This window comes from Tildeniella sp. (genome assembly GCF_059505325.1).
On record NZ_JCACKI010000072.1, the window covers coordinates 66,466 to 83,466 of the forward strand.

Genomic DNA, 17,001 nt, shown 5'->3' on the forward strand with positions numbered 1-17,001 from the left:
AAGTTCATCAAAACAATGAAGATTGCCCTTGACAGAGCAGAGTAGTACAATTAACCTAGTGGTTAATTAACTGCGCGGTTAAATACTCTTGGGTTAAATGTCCACTGATCAACTGAGTGTTACTCTATCTGCCCTGGCTGACCCCACCCGTCGGGCAATTCTGGCACAACTTGTACAAGGAGAAGCCACCGTCACAGAACTTGCTGAACCCTTTGAGATCAGCCTGCCTGCCATCTCCAAACATCTCAAAGTTCTGGAACGTGCTCACCTGATTACCCGCAGCCGAGATGCCCAATGGCGACCCTGCCAACTTAATCCAGAACCGCTGAAGGATGTCGCAAACTGGCTGGAACACTATTGCCAATTCTGGGAACAACGTTTCGATCGCCTGGATCAGTATCTCCAGGAATTACAGATAGAGGAGAAAAGGAGCGATCGCTAGTCGAAAGGAGAAGTTATGACAACTCAGATTTTTGTGAATTTACCTGTGAAAGCGCTTGATCAATCAGTGCAGTTCTTCACACAACTCGGCTTCAAATTCAATCCTGAGTTTACAGATGAAACAACAACTTGCATGATTGTGGATGACAATATCTTTGTGATGCTATTGATGCACGACAGATTCAAAACATTTACACCGAATGCAATCTGTGATGCAACGAAAAGTACTGAAGTGCTCATTTGCTTGTCTAGGGAAAGTCGAGCCGCTGTGGATGAAATGGTGAAAACAGCCGTTGCAGCAGGTGGCAATACGTACAAAGAACCTGAAGATCATGGATTTATGTATGGACACGGCTTTCAGGACTTAGATGGGCACATTTGGGAGTGGGTATACATGGAACCCAGCCCAGAGCAGAGAAATTAAAGGACTTGCAAAGAAATAGGAGAAGACGTTATGCAAAAAATCGTCCCTTGTTTATGGTTCGACGGCAACGCCGAAGAAGCGGCTGAGTTCTATGTCTCGCTGCTGCCAGGTTCGCGCATCGACCGGATTTTGAAGTCTCCCGCTGACACGCCGAGTGGTCCCGCCGGAATGGTCTTGACGGTCGAATTTACTTTGGCTGGTGCGCAATATGTGGGGCTAAACGGCGGCTCGCAGTTTCCGTTCACTGAAGCCGTGTCGTTTCAAATCCATTGTGATGATCAGCCTGAAGTCGATCGCCTATGGACTGCGATCGCAGAGGGTGGAGCGGAAGTCGCCTGTGGCTGGGTCAAAGATCGTTGGGGGTTTTCCTGGCAGATCGTACCCAAGCGGATGATCGAATTACTCAATGACCCCGACACAGACCGTGCTCGACGTGCCCAAGAGGCGATGATGCAAATGGTCAAGCTCGATATTGCCACGATCGAGCGTGCAGCGGACGGTATCCGTTAGCCAAATCAACAATCGTCATTGCTTTATTGCAAGTAGGAGTCTTATGTGGGAACACGATCATTCCACCACAAATCAATCCGATCGCGAAATCATTATCACTCGTATCTTCAATGCACCTCGTGAACTTGTGTTTAAAGCCTGGACAGAACCCAAGCATATTGAGCAGTGGTTTGGTCCCGCAGGCTTCACGACTCGTGTCGAGGAACTGGATTTTCGCCCGCTCGGACACTGGCGCTATGTGATGATCGGTACTGATGGCACCGAGTATCCATCAGAAGGAGTATTTCGTGAAATTGTTCCGCCCGAACGAATTGTGACGACTGATGAATTTGGCGAGGGCATTGAGCAAGTGCTGGATGCAGACCTACCTCAGGGAATGGTTGTCACCGTCCTATTTGAAGATTTAGGTGGAAAGACGAAGCTGACAATTCAGGTTATGCATGAGACGGTGAGCGATCGCCGCAAACACGAAGAAATGGGCGTTATTGCTGGCTGGAACTCTAGCCTCGACTGCCTGAGTGAATACCTCCAGGGTAGCTCTATTTCTTAAAGGATGAAGAATAATCGCCATTTTTAGAAGGCTTGCTAGATAAAGCTCTCAGAATTAGGCTTTTTTCTCTGTCCTTTACGTAAGGGCACTACCCCGATTCTCTATCCAAGCAGGGCTTAGAGAAGGTTCGCCAGCGCAAACTGGAGCCTCAATTGGAGAAGTTGAGAAAGAAACAAGAAGAATTAGAGGAAAAGCAGCAACTTTTACAGAGCATAGAGGAAGTACCCGAAGCCCTCAGAAGTAAAGCCCAGTCCAAAAAGATGAGATCTCTGACAAAGGCAATTCAGGAGCTTCAAGATGATCTGGCAAAACCGCGTCCAAAGCTAGACTGCCTACAAAATTCCCTCTTGTTCGATCGTCCCGATCGCCCACTTTATGAAGGTGTTCCCAATATCTTTGTCGGTGTTCTTCTGGATCTCGATAAACACTTAGTCGTTACTGTTGTAGATACAATGCGCCGTAAAATCCTAGCGATTTGGAATGCTAGCAGTATTTCAAAGGAGGGATACGATCTACTACAAAGCTATTTTCACCAGCGGAGAGAAAGGGACACAGGTTCACGACCTACTTCAATCATAGTCTGTGCAACCCAGATAAGTGAGTATGATCCGCAAGGATCTAAACGCCTTTAGCAGAGCAGTTCTTCTGATTTGTTAAGGGTAGGGCTTGGTTCTCCAAGGTGGCTACGAATTCTTCTCGATATTTTGGCAAACGGGAGCGGGAGTTATATTCCTGGTACCTTTGCCAATTTCTAATTCCTGAGTGGCTGTGGGTTTCACAATCTCTCTTGTTCACATACCTTTGTACAGAAGGGTAAAGGTGATACGAGAGAGGAGCTTTGCCAAAATAAAGCTTGAAACTGTTACAAATCAAGGGTTTTAGTTGTCAAGGGTTGCAATGACCAATTTGGCGTGAGACGGAATGAAACGCCATTTTTTCTTGACAAAAGAAGAGGCAAAAGAATGTTGCAATGACCAACTTGGCGTGAGACGGAATGAAAGTTTTGAGACGTGACACAAATTCAACAGGGCTTCCTGGTTGCAATGACCAATTTGGCGTGAGACCGAATGAAAGGTCGCCTTTGAATTCCAGCGTCTCGAAACCGATCCCGTCGCAATGACCAATTTAGCGTGGGATGGAATGAAAGGACTAAAACCGTGAATGATGGCTGAAAGTTCTGGATTAAGTCGCAATGACAAGTTTGGCGTGAGACGGAATGAAAAATGCGTCAGGAAGGAGTATGTATGACTAATCTGGTGTGAGATGGAATGAAAGTCCATGCGGAGATCAATCATGCACACGCAGCGACAGTATCACGTTTGAATTTTGAATAGATAGGACTAATTTCGCTACAATTTTATTGATCGAGAAGGATGAAAGAGGCAGAGGTCTGCAAACTTCTGCACCTACCAGATAAAAGCAGCAGGACAACTAAATTGATAGCTGTCCTGCGCTCAAGGGACAAGCTTGAGCGCGTGTTGTTTTATAAAGTCAAAAATGCTCTCTCTAGTAAAACCCTATCTCTGAAAGCTTTGCCTATTCTAGGCTCGATCGTTTTTTGTGTCTCGCAAGGGTCGCTAAACTACGAGAATTAGCGACATGATCGTGCGAATCGCGATAAGACACTGCTATAGAAGTAGCCAACACGGAAACGCAAACAAAAAGCAGCTAATGAATAGCTGCTTTTTTATTCGTAAAACGAAGGTTTTTAAAGCGGATGGACTACATCATGCCCATGCCGCCCATGCCACCCATACCACCCATGCCGCCCATGCCGCCCATGCCGCCCATGCCGCCCATATCAGGAGCACCACCGCCAGCGCCTTTGGGTTCAGGCTTCTCAACGACTAGCGCTTCGGTGGTGAGCACCATGCCTGCGATCGACGCTGCATCCTGGATCGCAGAGCGCACCACTTTAGCCGGATCGACAATCCCTGCTGCAATCAGGTCTTCATACACATCGGTGAGCGCGTTGTAGCCGATGTTGAAATCAGAGTGGCGGACTTTTTCGACCACAACAGTGCCTTCAACGCCGGAGTTGTCCGCAATCTGACGTAGAGGCGCTTCCAGTGCTTTGATCACAATGTCGGCTCCAATTTGCTCCTCTGCACTCAAGCCTGCTCTGAACTCAAGCAGTTTGGGAATGAGGTGAATGAGCGTAGTGCCACCACCGGGAACGATGCCTTCTTCAACGGCTGCTTTGGTCGCGTTGAGAGCGTCTTCAATGCGAAGTTTGCGGCTTTTTAGTTCCGTTTCCGTTGCTGCACCGACTTTGATCACTGCAACGCCGCCTGCCAGTTTAGCAATACGTTCTTGCAGTTTCTCTTTGTCATATTCGGAATCGCTGCGATCGAGTTCCTTACGCAGTTGAGCCACGCGCTGGTCGATGTCCTTTTTGTTTTCGATGCCAGAAACGATCGTGGTGGAGTCTTTGGTGACGGTGATTTTCTGCGCTTTGCCGAGCATTTCGAGCGTGACAGTATCAAGGCTGAGACCAATTTCTTCGGAAACGACCGAGCCACCTGTCAGTACGGCAATGTCTTGCAGCATGGCTTTGCGGCGATCGCCAAAACCAGGTGCTTTAATGGCGGTTGCATTCAACACGCCGCGCAGACGGTTAACGACGAGGGTTGCCAGCGCTTCGCCTTCTACATCTTCAGCAATGATGAGAAGGGGTTGAGCCGATCGCGCAATTTTCTCTAGCACTGGGATCAGATCCTGGATGGAGCTAATTTTCTTGTCGGCAAGTAGAATCAGCACATCGTCAAGCTCGGTGATCATGCGCTCAGCATCGGTCACAAAGTAAGGCGAGATGTAGCCGCGATCGATCTGCATCCCTTCGACCAAATCCAGCTCGGTGTTGAGCGATTTGGATTCTTCGACGGTGATCACGCCGTCTTTGCCGACTTTATCCATTGCTTCGGCGATCATGGCTCCCACTTCTTCATCGTTGCCAGATGAAACGGTCGCAACCTGGGCGATCGCGTTGCCTTCCACGGGCTTCGCAACTGCCTTGATTTCGTCTACCAGTTTGATGACGGCTTTTTCAATGCCGCGACGTAGGGCAACTGGATTTGTCCCAGCCGCCACGTTCTTCATGCCTTCTCGGATCATTGCCTGTGCCAGCACGGTAGCAGTGGTGGTGCCATCGCCTGCCAGGTCTTTCGTTTTAGAGGCAACTTCCCGAATGAGGGCAGCCCCTGTGTTTTCGAGCGGATCTTCTAGTTCAATTTCGCGTGCGATCGTGACACCATCGTTCACAATCTGAGGCGCACCATATTTCTTTTCCAGAAGGACGTTACGACCCTTTGGTCCCAAGGTCACGCGAACGGCATCTGCCAGCGCATTCACGCCTCGCTCTAATGCCTGCCGCGATTCGTCATTAAAGACAACAATTTTTGCCATAACTACTCGCTCAGTTCTTCACATTGACTTTAGCACTCAATGGCAGAGAGTGCTAAATGATTACCTGTGATTCATACTCGTAGACACGTTTCTACGCCATCACCATGCCACCATCGACGTTCATCACCTGCCCTGTGATGTAGGCAGCAGCGGGATCAGCAGCGAGAAAGCGGATCAGCCCTGCCACTTCTTCAGGTTTGCCGTAGCGTCCCAGCGGGATAAATTGCAGGATACCTTCTGCTTTGACATCAGCCGTCATATCAGTGGTGATGAAGCCCGGAGCAACCGCGTTGACCGTGATACCACGAGTTGCCAGTTCTTTCGCTACGGTTTTGGTAAAACCGATGACTCCTGCCTTTGCAGCGCTGTAGTTTGCCTGCCCAGGGTTGCCCATTTGCCCTGCAACAGAAGTAATGCTGACAATGCGTCCCGATCGCTGCTTCAGCATAATTTTGCTCACGGCACGAGTACACAAAAAGACCCCAGTTAAGTTGAGGTCAATGACTGCCTGCCAATCCTCTGGTTTCATCCGCAGCAGCAGTGTATCGCGGGTAATCCCGGCATTGTTCACGAGGACATCCACCTGCCCCCACTTCTCCATGACCGCGTTGACTAACTCATCCACTTGATCGGCTTTCGACACATCAGCGGGAAGCGCGATCGCCTGACTCCCCATCGCCTCAACCTCAGCGACTACGCGATCGGCAGACTCACGAGAACTGGCATAGTTCACCACAACCTTTGCCCCTTCTGCTGCCAATGCCAGCGCCGTCGCACGACCGATCCCGCGTGAACCGCCTGTGACGATCGCCACTTTTCCCTGGAGCCGTTGCAGGTTGGTTGGCAGTGCTTCCATAGTTATCTCTCCAAATGTCGCTTAATGATCATAGAGGAAAGGGGGAGTGGGGAGGGAGAGGAGTGAGGGGTGATAGGAAGCATGGGGAGCAGGGGAAGCAGGGGGGCAGAGGGAGCAGGGGGATGAAGGCTAAAGGCTAAAGGCTAAAAAGCTGACCGCTGACCGCTGACCGCTGATTGCTGACCGCTGACCAAACTGTGCGTCTGGAAACAGCAGTAGAAAGACCGCGATCGCAAGGATTAAGAAAGTGTTGAGTTTTGGTGGGAGGAGGGGTGGGAGGGGCGATCGTAGTTAGCAACACTAGAATCGCCAGCAGGCGATCGGAGAATTCCTATGGCGGTTAAAAAGCAGTTTGATAGCTTTCAAGAATTGCTCTCTGGCTCAGAATTGCCTGTTTTGGTTGATTTTTACGCGACGTGGTGCGGTCCTTGTCAAATGATGGCGGGCATTTTGGAGCAGGTAAATGCTCAGATGAAGCATCAGGTGAAGGTGATCAAGATCGATACTGACAAATATCCGCAAATTGCGACAGAGCACCAAATCCATGCACTGCCAACGCTGGTGCTCTTTAAAGACGGACAGCCTGTGGAACGCATTGAAGGTGTGGTGCCTGCGGAGAAGCTGATTCAGCGGCTGCAAGCGTTGGTGTAGGAGGTGAGGAGAGAGGAGAGAGGAGTAAGGGGTGAGGAGTGAGGATGAAGTTTGCTTCAAAGGCTTGGCTCACCATCTTCTTCGTCAACTCTTCATCACAAGTTTAGGGATTTTTCTATTGATACGGGAATTCTTTAAACAGAACTCACCCGGTCAAATCATGAAACTTTTTCGTTGGGCTGTTGTACCAGCCGTCGCCGCTATGCTCCTTTTGCCTGCTGTTCGGGCTGCAAATGCATCGACTGAGCCTGATTATCCCTGCTATATGAGGACGTTGTCGGGGCGTGTGATTAACCTGACAACTCTTTGTGCTGGTAAACCAGTCGCCATTGACTTAGACAAAACTCCGACGAACCAGATGGCTAGTCTGCGACCTCAGAAAAAAGCTGCTAACAGTGGTCAAGTCGTGGAAACAGCGCGTGAGATTAAAGATAACGGCTCTGGTAGTTGGACTCTCTCTGGCAAAATACAGAATCAAACACAGCAAAGAATTAGTGGCATGTCAGTGACGCTTATAGTTCAAGCGGGATCGCAGACATTAACGCCGCGTACCCGGACAGATCAATTTTCCCTTGCACCTGGGGGATACGCTGATTTTCAGGCAAGTGTGACCGACAAAGATCATCGCCCTGATTTTCGCGTTGCTTCTGTGGAGTGGAGAAACGAAGATGGTACGGCTGGCAATTACCCTTAAACCGTAAGCTCACTTTTTCATTTCACCCCGATCGCCCCATCGGGGTATTTTTATGCGCGATCGCACCTTTCTACTCCCCACTACCCACTACTCCCACCTTCTGCCCTCTGCCCTCTGCCTTCCGCCTTCTACCCCCCCACTCCCCACTCCCCTTCTTCATATGCCTTCCTTATCGCTCCAGGCATTAAGAATCAGCAAAAAAGTCTCAAAAGCCATATATCTTAAAGGTTTCGTGGATCAAGAGCCAGGGGAACGCTTTAGAATAGGGCATTGAAAGTTAGATTTCACGGGTGTTTCAGCCTTTTTACCAAGTCTTTTGCTGGAATTTCGGTAGAAAGTCTTTCACCCAAAACTCTGATCAACCATGCATTGTGCCCTCAGAACCCAAGGAGAATCTATGAACAAGGGAGAGCTAGTGGATGCGGTGGCAGACAAAGCCAGCATGACGAAGAAACAGGCAGATGCAGTGTTGACGGCTGCTTTAGACGCGATCGTCGAAGCCGTGAGTGGTGGCGATAAAGTCACGCTGGTTGGCTTTGGCTCGTTTGAATCACGGGAACGAAAGGCACGCGAAGGGCGTAACCCTAAAACAGGTGACAAGATGGATATTCCAGCTACAAAAGTACCCGCGTTTTCGGCTGGAAAGTTATTTAGAGAGAAGGTCGCCCCTGAGAAGAAAGCATGACGCTTTGATTGACCAAGTAGCCGATCGCCCGATACATGGGGGAAACTTAGTCTGGGCAGCGTCACTCGCAAACTGCTCCCCTTCTGCCATCCTGGATTTTTCTGCCAGCATCAATCCATTAGGACCACCAGCATCTGCGATCGCCGCTATTCAGGCTAACTTAGGCGCACTGAAGGCGTACCCTGATCCCCAGTATGGTGAGTTGCGATCAGCGCTAGGTGCGTTCCACCAGATTCCTCCAGAATACATTCTGCCCGGAAACGGTGCGGCTGAGCTTTTGACCTGGGCGTGTCGTGACTTAGCCGCCCTTGATGCAACGTGCCTCATTACTCCTGCGTTTAGCGATTATCGACGGGCGCTGAAGGCATTTAACGCCACGATCTGGAACTATCCTTTAGAGCCTTTGGACGATCGAGCGTGGGCAGTCGATCGAGCCTTGCTGTCTGATCGGCTCCATCCAGGTGCATCGCCTCAAGCAGTGGGTGTACTGCTGAATAATCCTCACAATCCCACTGGAGGCGTTGTACCAGAAGCATTTATACCTGCGCTTCTGGCACATTACGCACTGGTGGTAGTAGATGAAGCGTTTATGGACTTCTTACCACCAGACCAACAGCAGAGTGTCATGCATCTGGTGTTGAAGCATCCTCATCTAATCGTCTTGCGATCGCTCACCAAGTTTTACAGTTTGCCAGGGCTACGATTGGGGTATGCGATCGCCCATCCCGATCGGCTCAAGCGGTGGCAAGAGTGGCGCGATCCCTGGTCGGTAAACGCACTAGCCGTCGCAGCGGGTGCAGTGATTGTGCAAGATACCGCGTTTCAACAGCAAACGTGGGCATGGTTGGCAGCAGCAAAACCACAGTTATTTCAAGGGCTTTCTAGCTTACCAGGATTGCACCCGTCTCCTGGTGCGGCAAATTTTTTGTTGGTTAAGTCGGCGCGATCGGTTATGCAACTGCAAACAGAACTCTTGAAACAGCATCAAATTCTGATTCGAGATTGTGTCAGTTTTCCAGAGTTGGGCGATCGTTACTTTCGCGTCGCTATCCGCACTGAAGCTGAAAACCAGCAATTACTAGACGGATTGAGTCAAATCCTCTCAAATGGAGAATAGGGTTACTGTTGAGTCGTGCTTTTCTCTGCAACTTCTTACTCCTCACCCCTCACCCCTTACCCTGCCTTTATGCCAGTTGATTACGATCTGGTTGTCGTCGGTAGTAGTGCGGCTGGCATCTACGCAGCCCTTTCTGCTGCCCATCTAAACGCTCGTGTGGTGCTGGTCGACCAAGGCTGTGCCACCGTTGGTGCAGGATTCGGCACCCGTGTTTTAACCGAAGTTGGGCAGATCTTGCACTGTGGAGCATGGGCAGCTCAGCTAGGCTTTTGGGACACTGCTGCTTCATCTACCGCAACGTGGGCAGCGGCAAAGCGCTGGTCAGACACAGTAGCGCTGGCGATCGCCGAAACCTTCTCTCCTGCCGTCCTCACATCGCTGGGAATTGAGGTTATCTCTGACTGTGGTGCGTTTCATCGGAAACCCAGAATGGGGTTTATGGTCAACGGTCGATCGCTACGATCGCGTGCTTACCTGCTTGCGATCGAGCAGCTCCCCGTGGTTGCTATGTACCAGCAGCCAACACCAACGCCGCTCCCTCTTTTAGACATTGATGGCTTGGCAGCAGTCAGCTATTTGAATGCTCATGCAGTGCTGCAAAAAATTTCAGCGCTGGAGCCATTGTCGCGGCTGGTCATTATTGGCAGTGACGCGATCGGCGTTGAACTGGCTCAAAGCCTGGCTCGGCTTGGGCGATCGGTCACGCTCATCGTCTCAACGCCTCATATCCTCCCCTACGAAGATTTTGAAGCCGCTTTTTTGATTCAGGCGCAGCTAGAAGCAGAAGGAGTCCAGGTTTTAACGGGTACCACTGTTACTCAAGTACGGCAAATTAATGACAAGAAGTGGGTGCAAGCAGGCAATCGAGCGATCGAAACGGATGAAATCATACTGACAGCCACAACGCCATTTGATTGGCGAACGCTTAACCTTGAAGCCGTCAAGGTCGATGCGTCTGCTTCCGGTATTTTAGTGAATACCAAACTGCAAACGACCAATCCTCGTATCTATGCCTGTCGCGGACAAGTGGGTGGTGGCGACAGTCCTCATCTGGCGATTGCCGACGCTAAAATTGCGCTCAAAAACGCACTCTTTCTGCCGATCGCCAAAAGCACCGATCGCCCGGTTCCCTGGGTTGTTTCTACGGCTCCAGCATTAGCACGAATCGGACATACAGAAGCCTCTGCGAGGCAGCAGTTTAAAGATGTGGTTATCCTTAAACAACCTTTCAAGACGTTAATTAAAGCCCAACTTCAGGACGAAACAACCGGATTCTGTAAACTCATTGTGCATCGTAACGGGACGCTATTGGGCGCACACATCGTTGGTTCGCAAGCTGAAGAGCTGATCGGTATAATCGCTCTTACCATGCAGCAAAACCTCAAGATTCAGGCGATCGCCAATCTCGTCTTGCCGTCGTCTTCCCTCGCCGCAATTATTCAACAGACTGCCGCTGAATGGCATCGCCTTAAATTTCAGAAAAACACGAGGCTGCAAGACTTTCTGGAAGGTTTTTTTAACTGGCGGCGATCGGTGAAGTAGGAAAGTAACAGGAAAAAGCAAAGACATAGTGTCCTACCTGTCTGCTGAGTACACTATAATCACTCAGCGATATTATACAGCGACAAAACAAACAGAACAATGAGTGTTATCCCATTTATATTGGCTGATGACGGTAGGACGGTAGTAGAGAGTAGGCAAGACTTTGACGATGCAGGTGGTATCAGTGGAAAAGTAATTTACATACAAAATCTTGATCGAGACCAAATTGTTAATACAAGTTCTAGCAACGCAAGTTATGACCTAAGAGTCGGTAACGAATACAGAGACCATAGAGATTTTAATAAAACTGATCTATCGGATGGTAACGAAATATGCCTTCAACCTGGATCTGCCGTCATCATTGAAACAGCCGAATTCGTTCAATTTCCAAAGTTTCGATTTGGACATATAGTTCCTAAAGTATCTCTTTTGCAGGATGGTTTGTCTAATACTTCCTCCAAAGTGGATCCTGGATATTGCGGAAAACTTTCCATAACAGTTTTTAATTTAGGGAAAAGGACTATTGCTCTTAAGAAAGGACAAAAGTTTTGTACCCTTTATGTCCTTGACGTTCAAGGTGGTGTTATTCCCTACAACAAAGAGCCTAAAAGGATCGCTGGTAGCTCTAGAGTTAGAGTGTGGGGTAGAGTTAGGGACCTCATTGAAACAAATCAGGCACTTCTTATTTGTCTATCTCTGATTGTAAGCAGCCTTGTAGGTGCAGTTCAAATTTGGCAAGTTTTACAAGAACAAAAAGCGAAAACGCAACCTCCTCAAAGAGTAGAAAATCTTCAAAAATAGACGCTTTGCAGACTACTAAACTTTGGCAAGGGTCACTGTTTGAGGCTGACCTTGATATTTCCCGAAACGATCAGCGTAAGTTGTTTGGCATGGTTCTCCTTCTAAGAAAAGAAGTTGTAGAACACCTTCTCTAGCGTAGATTCGGCAGTCAGCACTAGCAGCATTGCTGAACTCTAGGGTCAAATAGCCCTCCCACGAAGCTTCAGCAGGAGTTATGTTAGCAATAATTCCACAGCGTGCCATCGTAGATTTTCCAATGCAAATGACAGTAATATTGGGAGGAATTCTTAGTCGCTCGAACGATACACCCAACGCATATGAATTGGCTGGAATGATGAAAAACTCACCATCCTCATCTGCTTGAAGAGGAATAGATTCTAAATTTTCAGGGTTAAACCGCTTTGGATTAACGACTGTACCTGGAATATGTCTAAAAACACGAAAATCTGTCGGCGCTAGCCTCAAATCGTATCCATAACTAGATAATCCGTAACTGATAACCCGTCTATCTTCAGCATGACGTATAAGAGAATCTTCAAACGGCTCTATCATCCCCAACTTAGCTTGTTCAGTAATCCACTTATCATTCTTTAACATGCTTGACCTCTACTACGAAAACGAGTTCTAAGAATATAGCAACTCCTTACGCATATATGTAGAGATTTGTTAGGGCTGATGGCTGCGGCGGAGTTCGGTAATTTGGTCGGCAACGTCGAGGAGCGATCGCGGCATTTCTGGTCCTGTGAGAATGACATCCACATGGCGCGGGCGCTGCTGTAAGAACGACAGCACTTCAGTATCAGCAATCAACCCAAAGTTGACTGCCAGACTGAGTTCATCCAGCACCACCAATTCGTATTTGCCTTCAAGGACGATCGATCGCGTATAGTTCCAGAGTTCCAGCAGCGATCGAGCCTCACTCTCATCCAAATGCGGTGTATCAATACAGCGCGGCAAACTACAGCGAATCCAATCTAAATGCTGCCCTAGCTGCACTGGGTGTTCATATCCCTGCCCAATGCCACCTTTGAGAAACTGCACCACCAAAACAGGTGTCCCCTGTCCCGCAATGCGTAGCGCCTGAGCCATCACGTTTGTGAAAAAGCTGCGATGCGAACACGTAAAAACCTGCACCAAGCCTTCAACTCGGTGCGTCAGTTGATGATTGACATCCAGCGAGGGGGTTTCGATCTGTGAAACCATAATTCGTGCCCAGGTAACGATTAACTCGTATCAACGTTTGTTCTAGTTCTTTTGAAGTAATCAGAATCTAGCGTAGTTTAACGAATTTCTTCCACATCAAACACCATATGTAATAGTCCGTCAAGGGAGAGGAGAGAGGAGTGAGTTGTCAGCAGATCTTCATCTTCCTACTCCCTACTCCCCATTCCCCACTCCCCACTCCCCACTCCCCACTCCCTACTCCCCCCAACTCCTGTATCCTGAATCAGTGGCTTTGAGACAACAATAATGGCTTGGCAGCGTCCCGACGGTCGAAAACCGGATCAACTACGTCCGGTAAGCTTTGAGCGCAACTTTACTCGGTTTGCAGCCGCATCTGTGCTGGCGAAATGCGGCGATACGCAGGTGCTTTGTAACGTGTCCATTCAGCCGAAAGTACCCAGATTTTTGGAAGGAAAGGGAAAGGGGTGGCTGACGGCAGAGTACCGAATGCTACCAGGAGCAACGCCAGAACGGCAAGAACGCGAACTGATGAAACTGTCTGGTCGGACGCAGGAAATTCAACGATTGATTGGACGCAGCTTGCGATCGACCCTCGATATGGCAGCCCTGGGCGAACGCACCATTACGATCGATGCCGATGTGCTACAGGCAGATGCGGGTACTCGCACCACATCCATTACAGGGGGCTTCGTGGCGCTGAAGGATGCGCTAGATCAGTTGGTAGCGAAAGGAGAACTGGCGCGATCGCCCATCATTCATCAGGTTGCCGCTGTCTCTGTCGGCTTGCTGGAAAATGAACCCATGCTCGATCTCAACTATCCCGAAGATGTCGCTGCCGAGCTGGACTGCAATGTCGTGATGAACGAAAAACTGGAGCTGATCGAAATTCAAGGTACGGCTGAAACTGGCAGCTTTAGCCGCGCCCAACTGAACCGCATTCTGGATGTTGCCGAAACGGGCATTCAAACCTTGCTAAACGCTCAGCTTCAGGTGTTTGAGTAGACTGGAACCACTGGTGCTGATGAAGCATTTCCAAGTCGGTGGACATAATGAAGCTAACCAGATTCAAAGCTGACCGCTGACCGCTGACCGCTTGATTTCTACAAACCTTTAATAGAAGGTAAGAGCCTCTATGACCTTGGCAGCTCAAAACACCGCATCCCAACTGATGACGCTGGAAGAGTACCTCAAGTACGACGATGGCACAGACACTCGGTATGAGTTAGTGAATGGAGAGTTGCTTGTTATGCCGCCCGAAAGTGATCTGAACCAGCGAATTGCGTCGCTGCTTTTTGCTTACTTTCTGCAACAGGGAATCCCACCCTATCGTTTGAGGATTGGCACTGAAATTGTCGTCAGCGGTTCACGGGCAACGACGCGTTTCCCTGACGTGACGATCCTGTCTGAGGAGTTGGCGATCGCTCTAGAAGGAGCCACGCGATCGACCGTCATGCCAGAGATGCCGCCACCATTGTTAGTTGTTGAGGTGGTCAGCCCTAGCCAGGAGACACGAGACTACCGCTACAAACGCTCAGAATATGCAGCACGAGGCATTGCCGAATATTGGATTGTTGACCCGATGCAGCAGAAGGTGACGGTGCTGGAATGGGTGGAGGGGCTGTATGAAGAAGCCGTGTATGCAGGAGAAAGCCCGATCACCTCGCCATTATTCGGTGCGCTGCAACTCAATACCGCTCAAATTTTGCAGGGGCGATGAACAAAACATGCGACGGGATTCTCTTTTCTATGCCTTATTTCAGCAATCGCCAACGCTGTTATTCGAGCTATTGGACGAGTCTCCGCCCAATGCTCAAAACTATCGCTTCGATTCCGTTGCCGTCAAAGAACCCAAATTTGAAATCGACGGCGTGTTTTTGCCACCCGAAGCGGATGCGCCCGGAGTGGTTTATTTCTGCGAAGTGCAGTTTCAAAAAGACGAACAGCTTTACGAGCGTCTTTTTGGCGAGTCATTTTTGTACTTTTACCGAAACCGCAGTCGCTTCAGCGATTGGCACGCGGTGGTGATTTATCCCACACGCTCCACCGAGCAACGGGACACGCATCCCTATCGATCGCTCTTAGCCAGCAACCAGGTACACCGGGTCTATTTAGATGAACTCGGTGACGTGCAACAGTTGCCGATCGGGGTGGCGTTGATGGCTCTCACCGCGGTAGACGCAGCCAGTGCTCCAGCAATCGCTCGATCGTTGGTAGCCCGCTTACGCGCTATCTCCTCGGACGCGGTACCAGAGGAAGGGCAAGCACAAGCGGCGAGTCGCGCCATAATAGAAATGGTTACAACAATTATGGTTTATAAGTTTACAAACTTGAGCCGACGGGAGGTTGAGGCAATGCTAGGTACTGCACTTCAGAAAACGCGCGTTTATCAAGAAGCAAAAGAAGAAGGACGGGAAGAAGGACGGGAAGAAGGACGGGAAGAAGGACGGGAAGAAGGACGGCAGCAAGCAGTCCGATCGCTCATCCTGCGTCAATTGACCCGTCGGGTCGGCGTGTTGTCTGAAACTCTCACAGCACAGATTACGGCTCTCTCCGTGGAGCAGCTAGAAGCGCTGGCAGAGGCATTATTAGATTTTCAAGCGATCGCAGACCTGGAGGTTTGGCTGGAGTCCCAGTCCCGGTAAGCAACGATCGTGCTTTGAGCTTGATTGTTGCAGGTTTAACCTGGAACGATTCCTTTGGAACGCTGCGCGAACGCACTTCAAACGGGAAACTTGCAGTTTCAAACAGGAGCGATCACATCTCAAACAGGAATGATCGCACTTGAAATAGGAACGATCGCACTTGAAACAGGAAAGTTGCTGTTTGAAGTAGGAACGATCGCACTTGAAACAGGAAAGTTGCCGTTTGAAATAGGAATGATCGCACTTGAAATAGGAACGATCGCACTTGAAACAGGAAAGTTGCCGTTTGAAACAGAAACGATCGCATTTGAAGTAGGAACGATCGAGCTTTTTGCTCCGAACTTGCACCTCAGAACTCGAAACGCCGCGCTTTTTGCTCAAACGATCAAGCTTTTTACTCGAAACGTAGGGCGTAGGGTGTCAAGAAACCGGGTTTCTGGCGATCGCATTGAGCGTCAGGCAGCAACCTTTGCCTAAAAAACCCGGTTTCTCAGTCCGCTTGCTTACTTGCCCAGTTTTTCTCGAATAATGCGCTCCATCGCCTCATTGTTTGTGTGCAGATAAAAGACCTTAGCACCGCGTTGAACTTTTTAGCGTTTGCCAGCGTCTAAAACCATGTAATACGACGTTCATCACCCCATGACTGCATATCAGCTGCCCTTGGCGACCTATTCAGGCTCGATTTCAGCCCCAATCGCGCACGCACCGATCCTACCCAAGACCACTCCGGCAATTGCTGCTAAGGGCATTGACATGAGCTTTCAGTCAGGGTCAGACCACTATCAAGCCCTCAAGCATGTTGACCTGGAACTGAAGAGTGGTGAGATTCAGCTTCTGATGGGTCCGTCTGGATCGGGTAAAACAACGTTGCTGTCCATTTTGGCGGGGATCCTCACTCCTACTAAGGGCAGCGTTCGCTTGTTAGGACAGGAAATTACAGGTATGTCACGATCGCAGTTAGCGCGGTTTCGGTTAGAGCACATCGGCTTCATCTTTCAAGGTTTCAACCTGTTCCCAGCTCTGACGGCGCTAGAAAACGTGGAAGTTGCTTTGAACGTCAAAGGCATTCGTAAACATGCGGCTACAAAGCAAGCACGCTTGTTGCTAGAGCAGGTGGGGCTGACAGAGAAAGCACATCAGTTGCCCCGTGACTTATCGGGTGGGCAAAAACAGCGGGTGGCGATCGCGCGGGCGCTGGGTGGCGATCCAAAGCTGATTATGGCAGACGAGCCAACAGCAGCCCTAGATTCACAGACTGGACATGCCGTGATTGAACTGCTGCATCGGTTGGCAAAAGATCAAAACCGCACGGTGCTAATGGTGACGCATGATGCACGCATTATTGACTTTGCCGATCGAGTCGTGACGCTCGAAGACGGCGCTGTCAAACAAAAGACGTTTTAAAGTGACTGGGCGTAATTAAACTAAAAATAATCTTAGAGGCAACGCTCCCAAACCCTTCCCTCACAATTAATTGTGGTTACCGACTAATCAGAAG

The 17,001-nt window shown here is 49.6% G+C and carries 21 protein-coding genes; 16 read left to right on the forward strand and 5 right to left on the reverse strand.

Annotation, left to right across the window (positions count from 1 at the left end):
* Positions 1-97 precede the first annotated feature (97 nt).
* The 5 genes from AC5JO6_RS25215 (at position 98) to AC5JO6_RS25235 (ending at position 2,557) form a co-directional block, all read left to right on the forward strand.
* On the forward strand, positions 98-442 hold the full coding sequence (locus AC5JO6_RS25215) for an ArsR/SmtB family transcription factor (RefSeq protein WP_496083795.1): 345 nt from the start codon (positions 98-100) through the stop codon (positions 440-442).
* Positions 443-457: 15 nt separating this feature from the next.
* Positions 458-865, forward strand: a complete 408-nt coding sequence (locus tag AC5JO6_RS25220) for a VOC family protein (protein WP_496083796.1) — start codon at positions 458-460, stop codon at positions 863-865.
* A gap of 30 nt (positions 866-895) precedes the next feature.
* Positions 896-1,375 (forward strand): VOC family protein, encoded by a 480-nt coding sequence (locus AC5JO6_RS25225; RefSeq protein ID WP_496083797.1) that lies wholly within the window; start codon positions 896-898, stop codon positions 1,373-1,375.
* 43 nt (positions 1,376-1,418) lie between these two features.
* Positions 1,419-1,925, forward strand: coding sequence for an SRPBCC domain-containing protein (locus AC5JO6_RS25230; RefSeq protein ID WP_496083798.1), 507 nt, complete (start codon positions 1,419-1,421; stop codon positions 1,923-1,925).
* A gap of 152 nt (positions 1,926-2,077) precedes the next feature.
* A complete protein-coding gene (locus AC5JO6_RS25235; RefSeq protein ID WP_496083799.1) occupies positions 2,078-2,557 on the forward strand; it encodes a hypothetical protein in 480 nt (159 codons plus the stop codon).
* Between the two features lie 1,090 nt (positions 2,558-3,647).
* On the opposite strand, the gene groL is transcribed toward AC5JO6_RS25235, so the two are convergent.
* From groL to AC5JO6_RS25250, 3 genes are all read right to left on the reverse strand, one after another.
* Complete coding sequence (gene groL, locus AC5JO6_RS25240; RefSeq protein ID WP_496083800.1) at positions 3,648-5,330, reverse strand: chaperonin GroEL; 1,683 nt, start codon at positions 5,328-5,330, stop codon at positions 3,648-3,650.
* A gap of 91 nt (positions 5,331-5,421) precedes the next feature.
* A complete protein-coding gene (fabG, locus tag AC5JO6_RS25245; RefSeq protein ID WP_496083801.1) occupies positions 5,422-6,186 on the reverse strand; it encodes a 3-oxoacyl-[acyl-carrier-protein] reductase in 765 nt (254 codons plus the stop codon).
* A 136-nt stretch (positions 6,187-6,322) separates the two neighbouring features.
* On the reverse strand, positions 6,323-6,487 hold the full coding sequence (locus AC5JO6_RS25250) for a hypothetical protein (protein ID WP_496083802.1): 165 nt from the start codon (positions 6,485-6,487) through the stop codon (positions 6,323-6,325).
* Between the two features lie 32 nt (positions 6,488-6,519).
* On the opposite strand from AC5JO6_RS25250, the gene trxA reads away from it, so the two are divergent.
* The 6 genes from trxA (at position 6,520) to AC5JO6_RS25280 (ending at position 11,676) form a co-directional block, all read left to right on the forward strand.
* Complete coding sequence (gene trxA, locus AC5JO6_RS25255; protein ID WP_496083803.1) at positions 6,520-6,837, forward strand: thioredoxin; 318 nt, start codon at positions 6,520-6,522, stop codon at positions 6,835-6,837.
* A 160-nt stretch (positions 6,838-6,997) separates the two neighbouring features.
* Entirely contained in the window at positions 6,998-7,531 is a 534-nt protein-coding gene (locus AC5JO6_RS25260) for a hypothetical protein (protein WP_496083804.1), read from the forward strand.
* 397 nt (positions 7,532-7,928) lie between these two features.
* Positions 7,929-8,216 carry an HU family DNA-binding protein gene (locus AC5JO6_RS25265; protein WP_496083805.1) on the forward strand — a complete coding sequence of 96 codons (288 nt, stop codon included), beginning with the start codon at positions 7,929-7,931 and terminating at the stop codon, positions 8,214-8,216.
* Positions 8,217-8,220: 4 nt separating this feature from the next.
* The gene (cobD, locus tag AC5JO6_RS25270) at positions 8,221-9,333 is read left to right on the forward strand and encodes a threonine-phosphate decarboxylase CobD (RefSeq protein ID WP_496083806.1); all 1,113 of its coding nucleotides are present in this window, start codon (positions 8,221-8,223) and stop codon (positions 9,331-9,333) included.
* A 69-nt stretch (positions 9,334-9,402) separates the two neighbouring features.
* Positions 9,403-10,875, forward strand: coding sequence for an FAD-dependent oxidoreductase (locus tag AC5JO6_RS25275; RefSeq protein ID WP_496083807.1), 1,473 nt, complete (start codon positions 9,403-9,405; stop codon positions 10,873-10,875).
* 99 nt (positions 10,876-10,974) lie between these two features.
* On the forward strand, positions 10,975-11,676 hold the full coding sequence (locus AC5JO6_RS25280) for a dCTP deaminase (protein ID WP_496083808.1): 702 nt from the start codon (positions 10,975-10,977) through the stop codon (positions 11,674-11,676).
* Positions 11,677-11,691: 15 nt separating this feature from the next.
* On the opposite strand, the gene dcd is transcribed toward AC5JO6_RS25280, so the two are convergent.
* Positions 11,692-12,273, reverse strand: a complete 582-nt coding sequence (gene dcd / locus AC5JO6_RS25285; RefSeq protein WP_496083809.1) for a dCTP deaminase — start codon at positions 12,271-12,273, stop codon at positions 11,692-11,694.
* A 69-nt stretch (positions 12,274-12,342) separates the two neighbouring features.
* Positions 12,343-12,879, reverse strand: coding sequence for a P-loop NTPase family protein (locus AC5JO6_RS25290; protein WP_496083810.1), 537 nt, complete (start codon positions 12,877-12,879; stop codon positions 12,343-12,345).
* 267 nt (positions 12,880-13,146) lie between these two features.
* Here AC5JO6_RS25290 and rph point away from each other — a divergent pair, with 267 nt between their 5' ends.
* The 5 genes from rph to AC5JO6_RS25315 all read left to right on the forward strand — a co-directional run bounded on the left by rph (position 13,147) and on the right by AC5JO6_RS25315 (position 16,907).
* Positions 13,147-13,863: a ribonuclease PH gene (rph, locus tag AC5JO6_RS25295; protein WP_496083811.1), complete on the forward strand. Its 717-nt coding sequence runs from the start codon at positions 13,147-13,149 to the stop codon at positions 13,861-13,863.
* 130 nt (positions 13,864-13,993) lie between these two features.
* Positions 13,994-14,578, forward strand: a complete 585-nt coding sequence (locus AC5JO6_RS25300) for a Uma2 family endonuclease (protein WP_496083812.1) — start codon at positions 13,994-13,996, stop codon at positions 14,576-14,578.
* A gap of 7 nt (positions 14,579-14,585) precedes the next feature.
* Positions 14,586-15,503 carry an Rpn family recombination-promoting nuclease/putative transposase gene (locus tag AC5JO6_RS25305; protein ID WP_496083813.1) on the forward strand — a complete coding sequence of 306 codons (918 nt, stop codon included), beginning with the start codon at positions 14,586-14,588 and terminating at the stop codon, positions 15,501-15,503.
* A gap of 54 nt (positions 15,504-15,557) precedes the next feature.
* Positions 15,558-15,980: a hypothetical protein gene (locus tag AC5JO6_RS25310; protein ID WP_496083814.1), complete on the forward strand. Its 423-nt coding sequence runs from the start codon at positions 15,558-15,560 to the stop codon at positions 15,978-15,980.
* A gap of 162 nt (positions 15,981-16,142) precedes the next feature.
* Positions 16,143-16,907, forward strand: a complete 765-nt coding sequence (locus AC5JO6_RS25315) for an ABC transporter ATP-binding protein (protein WP_496083815.1) — start codon at positions 16,143-16,145, stop codon at positions 16,905-16,907.
* Positions 16,908-17,001: the final 94 nt, after the last annotated feature.

Coding starts and splice junctions, on each gene's coding strand:
- AC5JO6_RS25215 (WP_496083795.1), top strand. CDS start 98: ATGTCCACTGATCAACTGAGTGTTACTCTATCTGCCCTGGCTGACCCC.
- AC5JO6_RS25220 (WP_496083796.1), top strand. CDS start 458: ATGACAACTCAGATTTTTGTGAATTTACCTGTGAAAGCGCTTGATCAA.
- AC5JO6_RS25225 (WP_496083797.1), top strand. CDS start 896: ATGCAAAAAATCGTCCCTTGTTTATGGTTCGACGGCAACGCCGAAGAA.
- AC5JO6_RS25230 (WP_496083798.1), top strand. CDS start 1,419: ATGTGGGAACACGATCATTCCACCACAAATCAATCCGATCGCGAAATC.
- groL (WP_496083800.1), bottom strand. CDS start 5,330: ATGGCAAAAATTGTTGTCTTTAATGACGAATCGCGGCAGGCATTAGAG.
- fabG (WP_496083801.1), bottom strand. CDS start 6,186: ATGGAAGCACTGCCAACCAACCTGCAACGGCTCCAGGGAAAAGTGGCG.
- trxA (WP_496083803.1), top strand. CDS start 6,520: ATGGCGGTTAAAAAGCAGTTTGATAGCTTTCAAGAATTGCTCTCTGGC.
- AC5JO6_RS25260 (WP_496083804.1), top strand. CDS start 6,998: ATGAAACTTTTTCGTTGGGCTGTTGTACCAGCCGTCGCCGCTATGCTC.
- AC5JO6_RS25265 (WP_496083805.1), top strand. CDS start 7,929: ATGAACAAGGGAGAGCTAGTGGATGCGGTGGCAGACAAAGCCAGCATG.
- AC5JO6_RS25275 (WP_496083807.1), top strand. CDS start 9,403: ATGCCAGTTGATTACGATCTGGTTGTCGTCGGTAGTAGTGCGGCTGGC.
- AC5JO6_RS25280 (WP_496083808.1), top strand. CDS start 10,975: ATGAGTGTTATCCCATTTATATTGGCTGATGACGGTAGGACGGTAGTA.
- dcd (WP_496083809.1), bottom strand. CDS start 12,273: ATGTTAAAGAATGATAAGTGGATTACTGAACAAGCTAAGTTGGGGATG.
- AC5JO6_RS25290 (WP_496083810.1), bottom strand. CDS start 12,879: ATGGTTTCACAGATCGAAACCCCCTCGCTGGATGTCAATCATCAACTG.
- rph (WP_496083811.1), top strand. CDS start 13,147: ATGGCTTGGCAGCGTCCCGACGGTCGAAAACCGGATCAACTACGTCCG.
- AC5JO6_RS25300 (WP_496083812.1), top strand. CDS start 13,994: ATGACCTTGGCAGCTCAAAACACCGCATCCCAACTGATGACGCTGGAA.
- AC5JO6_RS25305 (WP_496083813.1), top strand. CDS start 14,586: ATGCGACGGGATTCTCTTTTCTATGCCTTATTTCAGCAATCGCCAACG.
- AC5JO6_RS25315 (WP_496083815.1), top strand. CDS start 16,143: ATGACTGCATATCAGCTGCCCTTGGCGACCTATTCAGGCTCGATTTCA.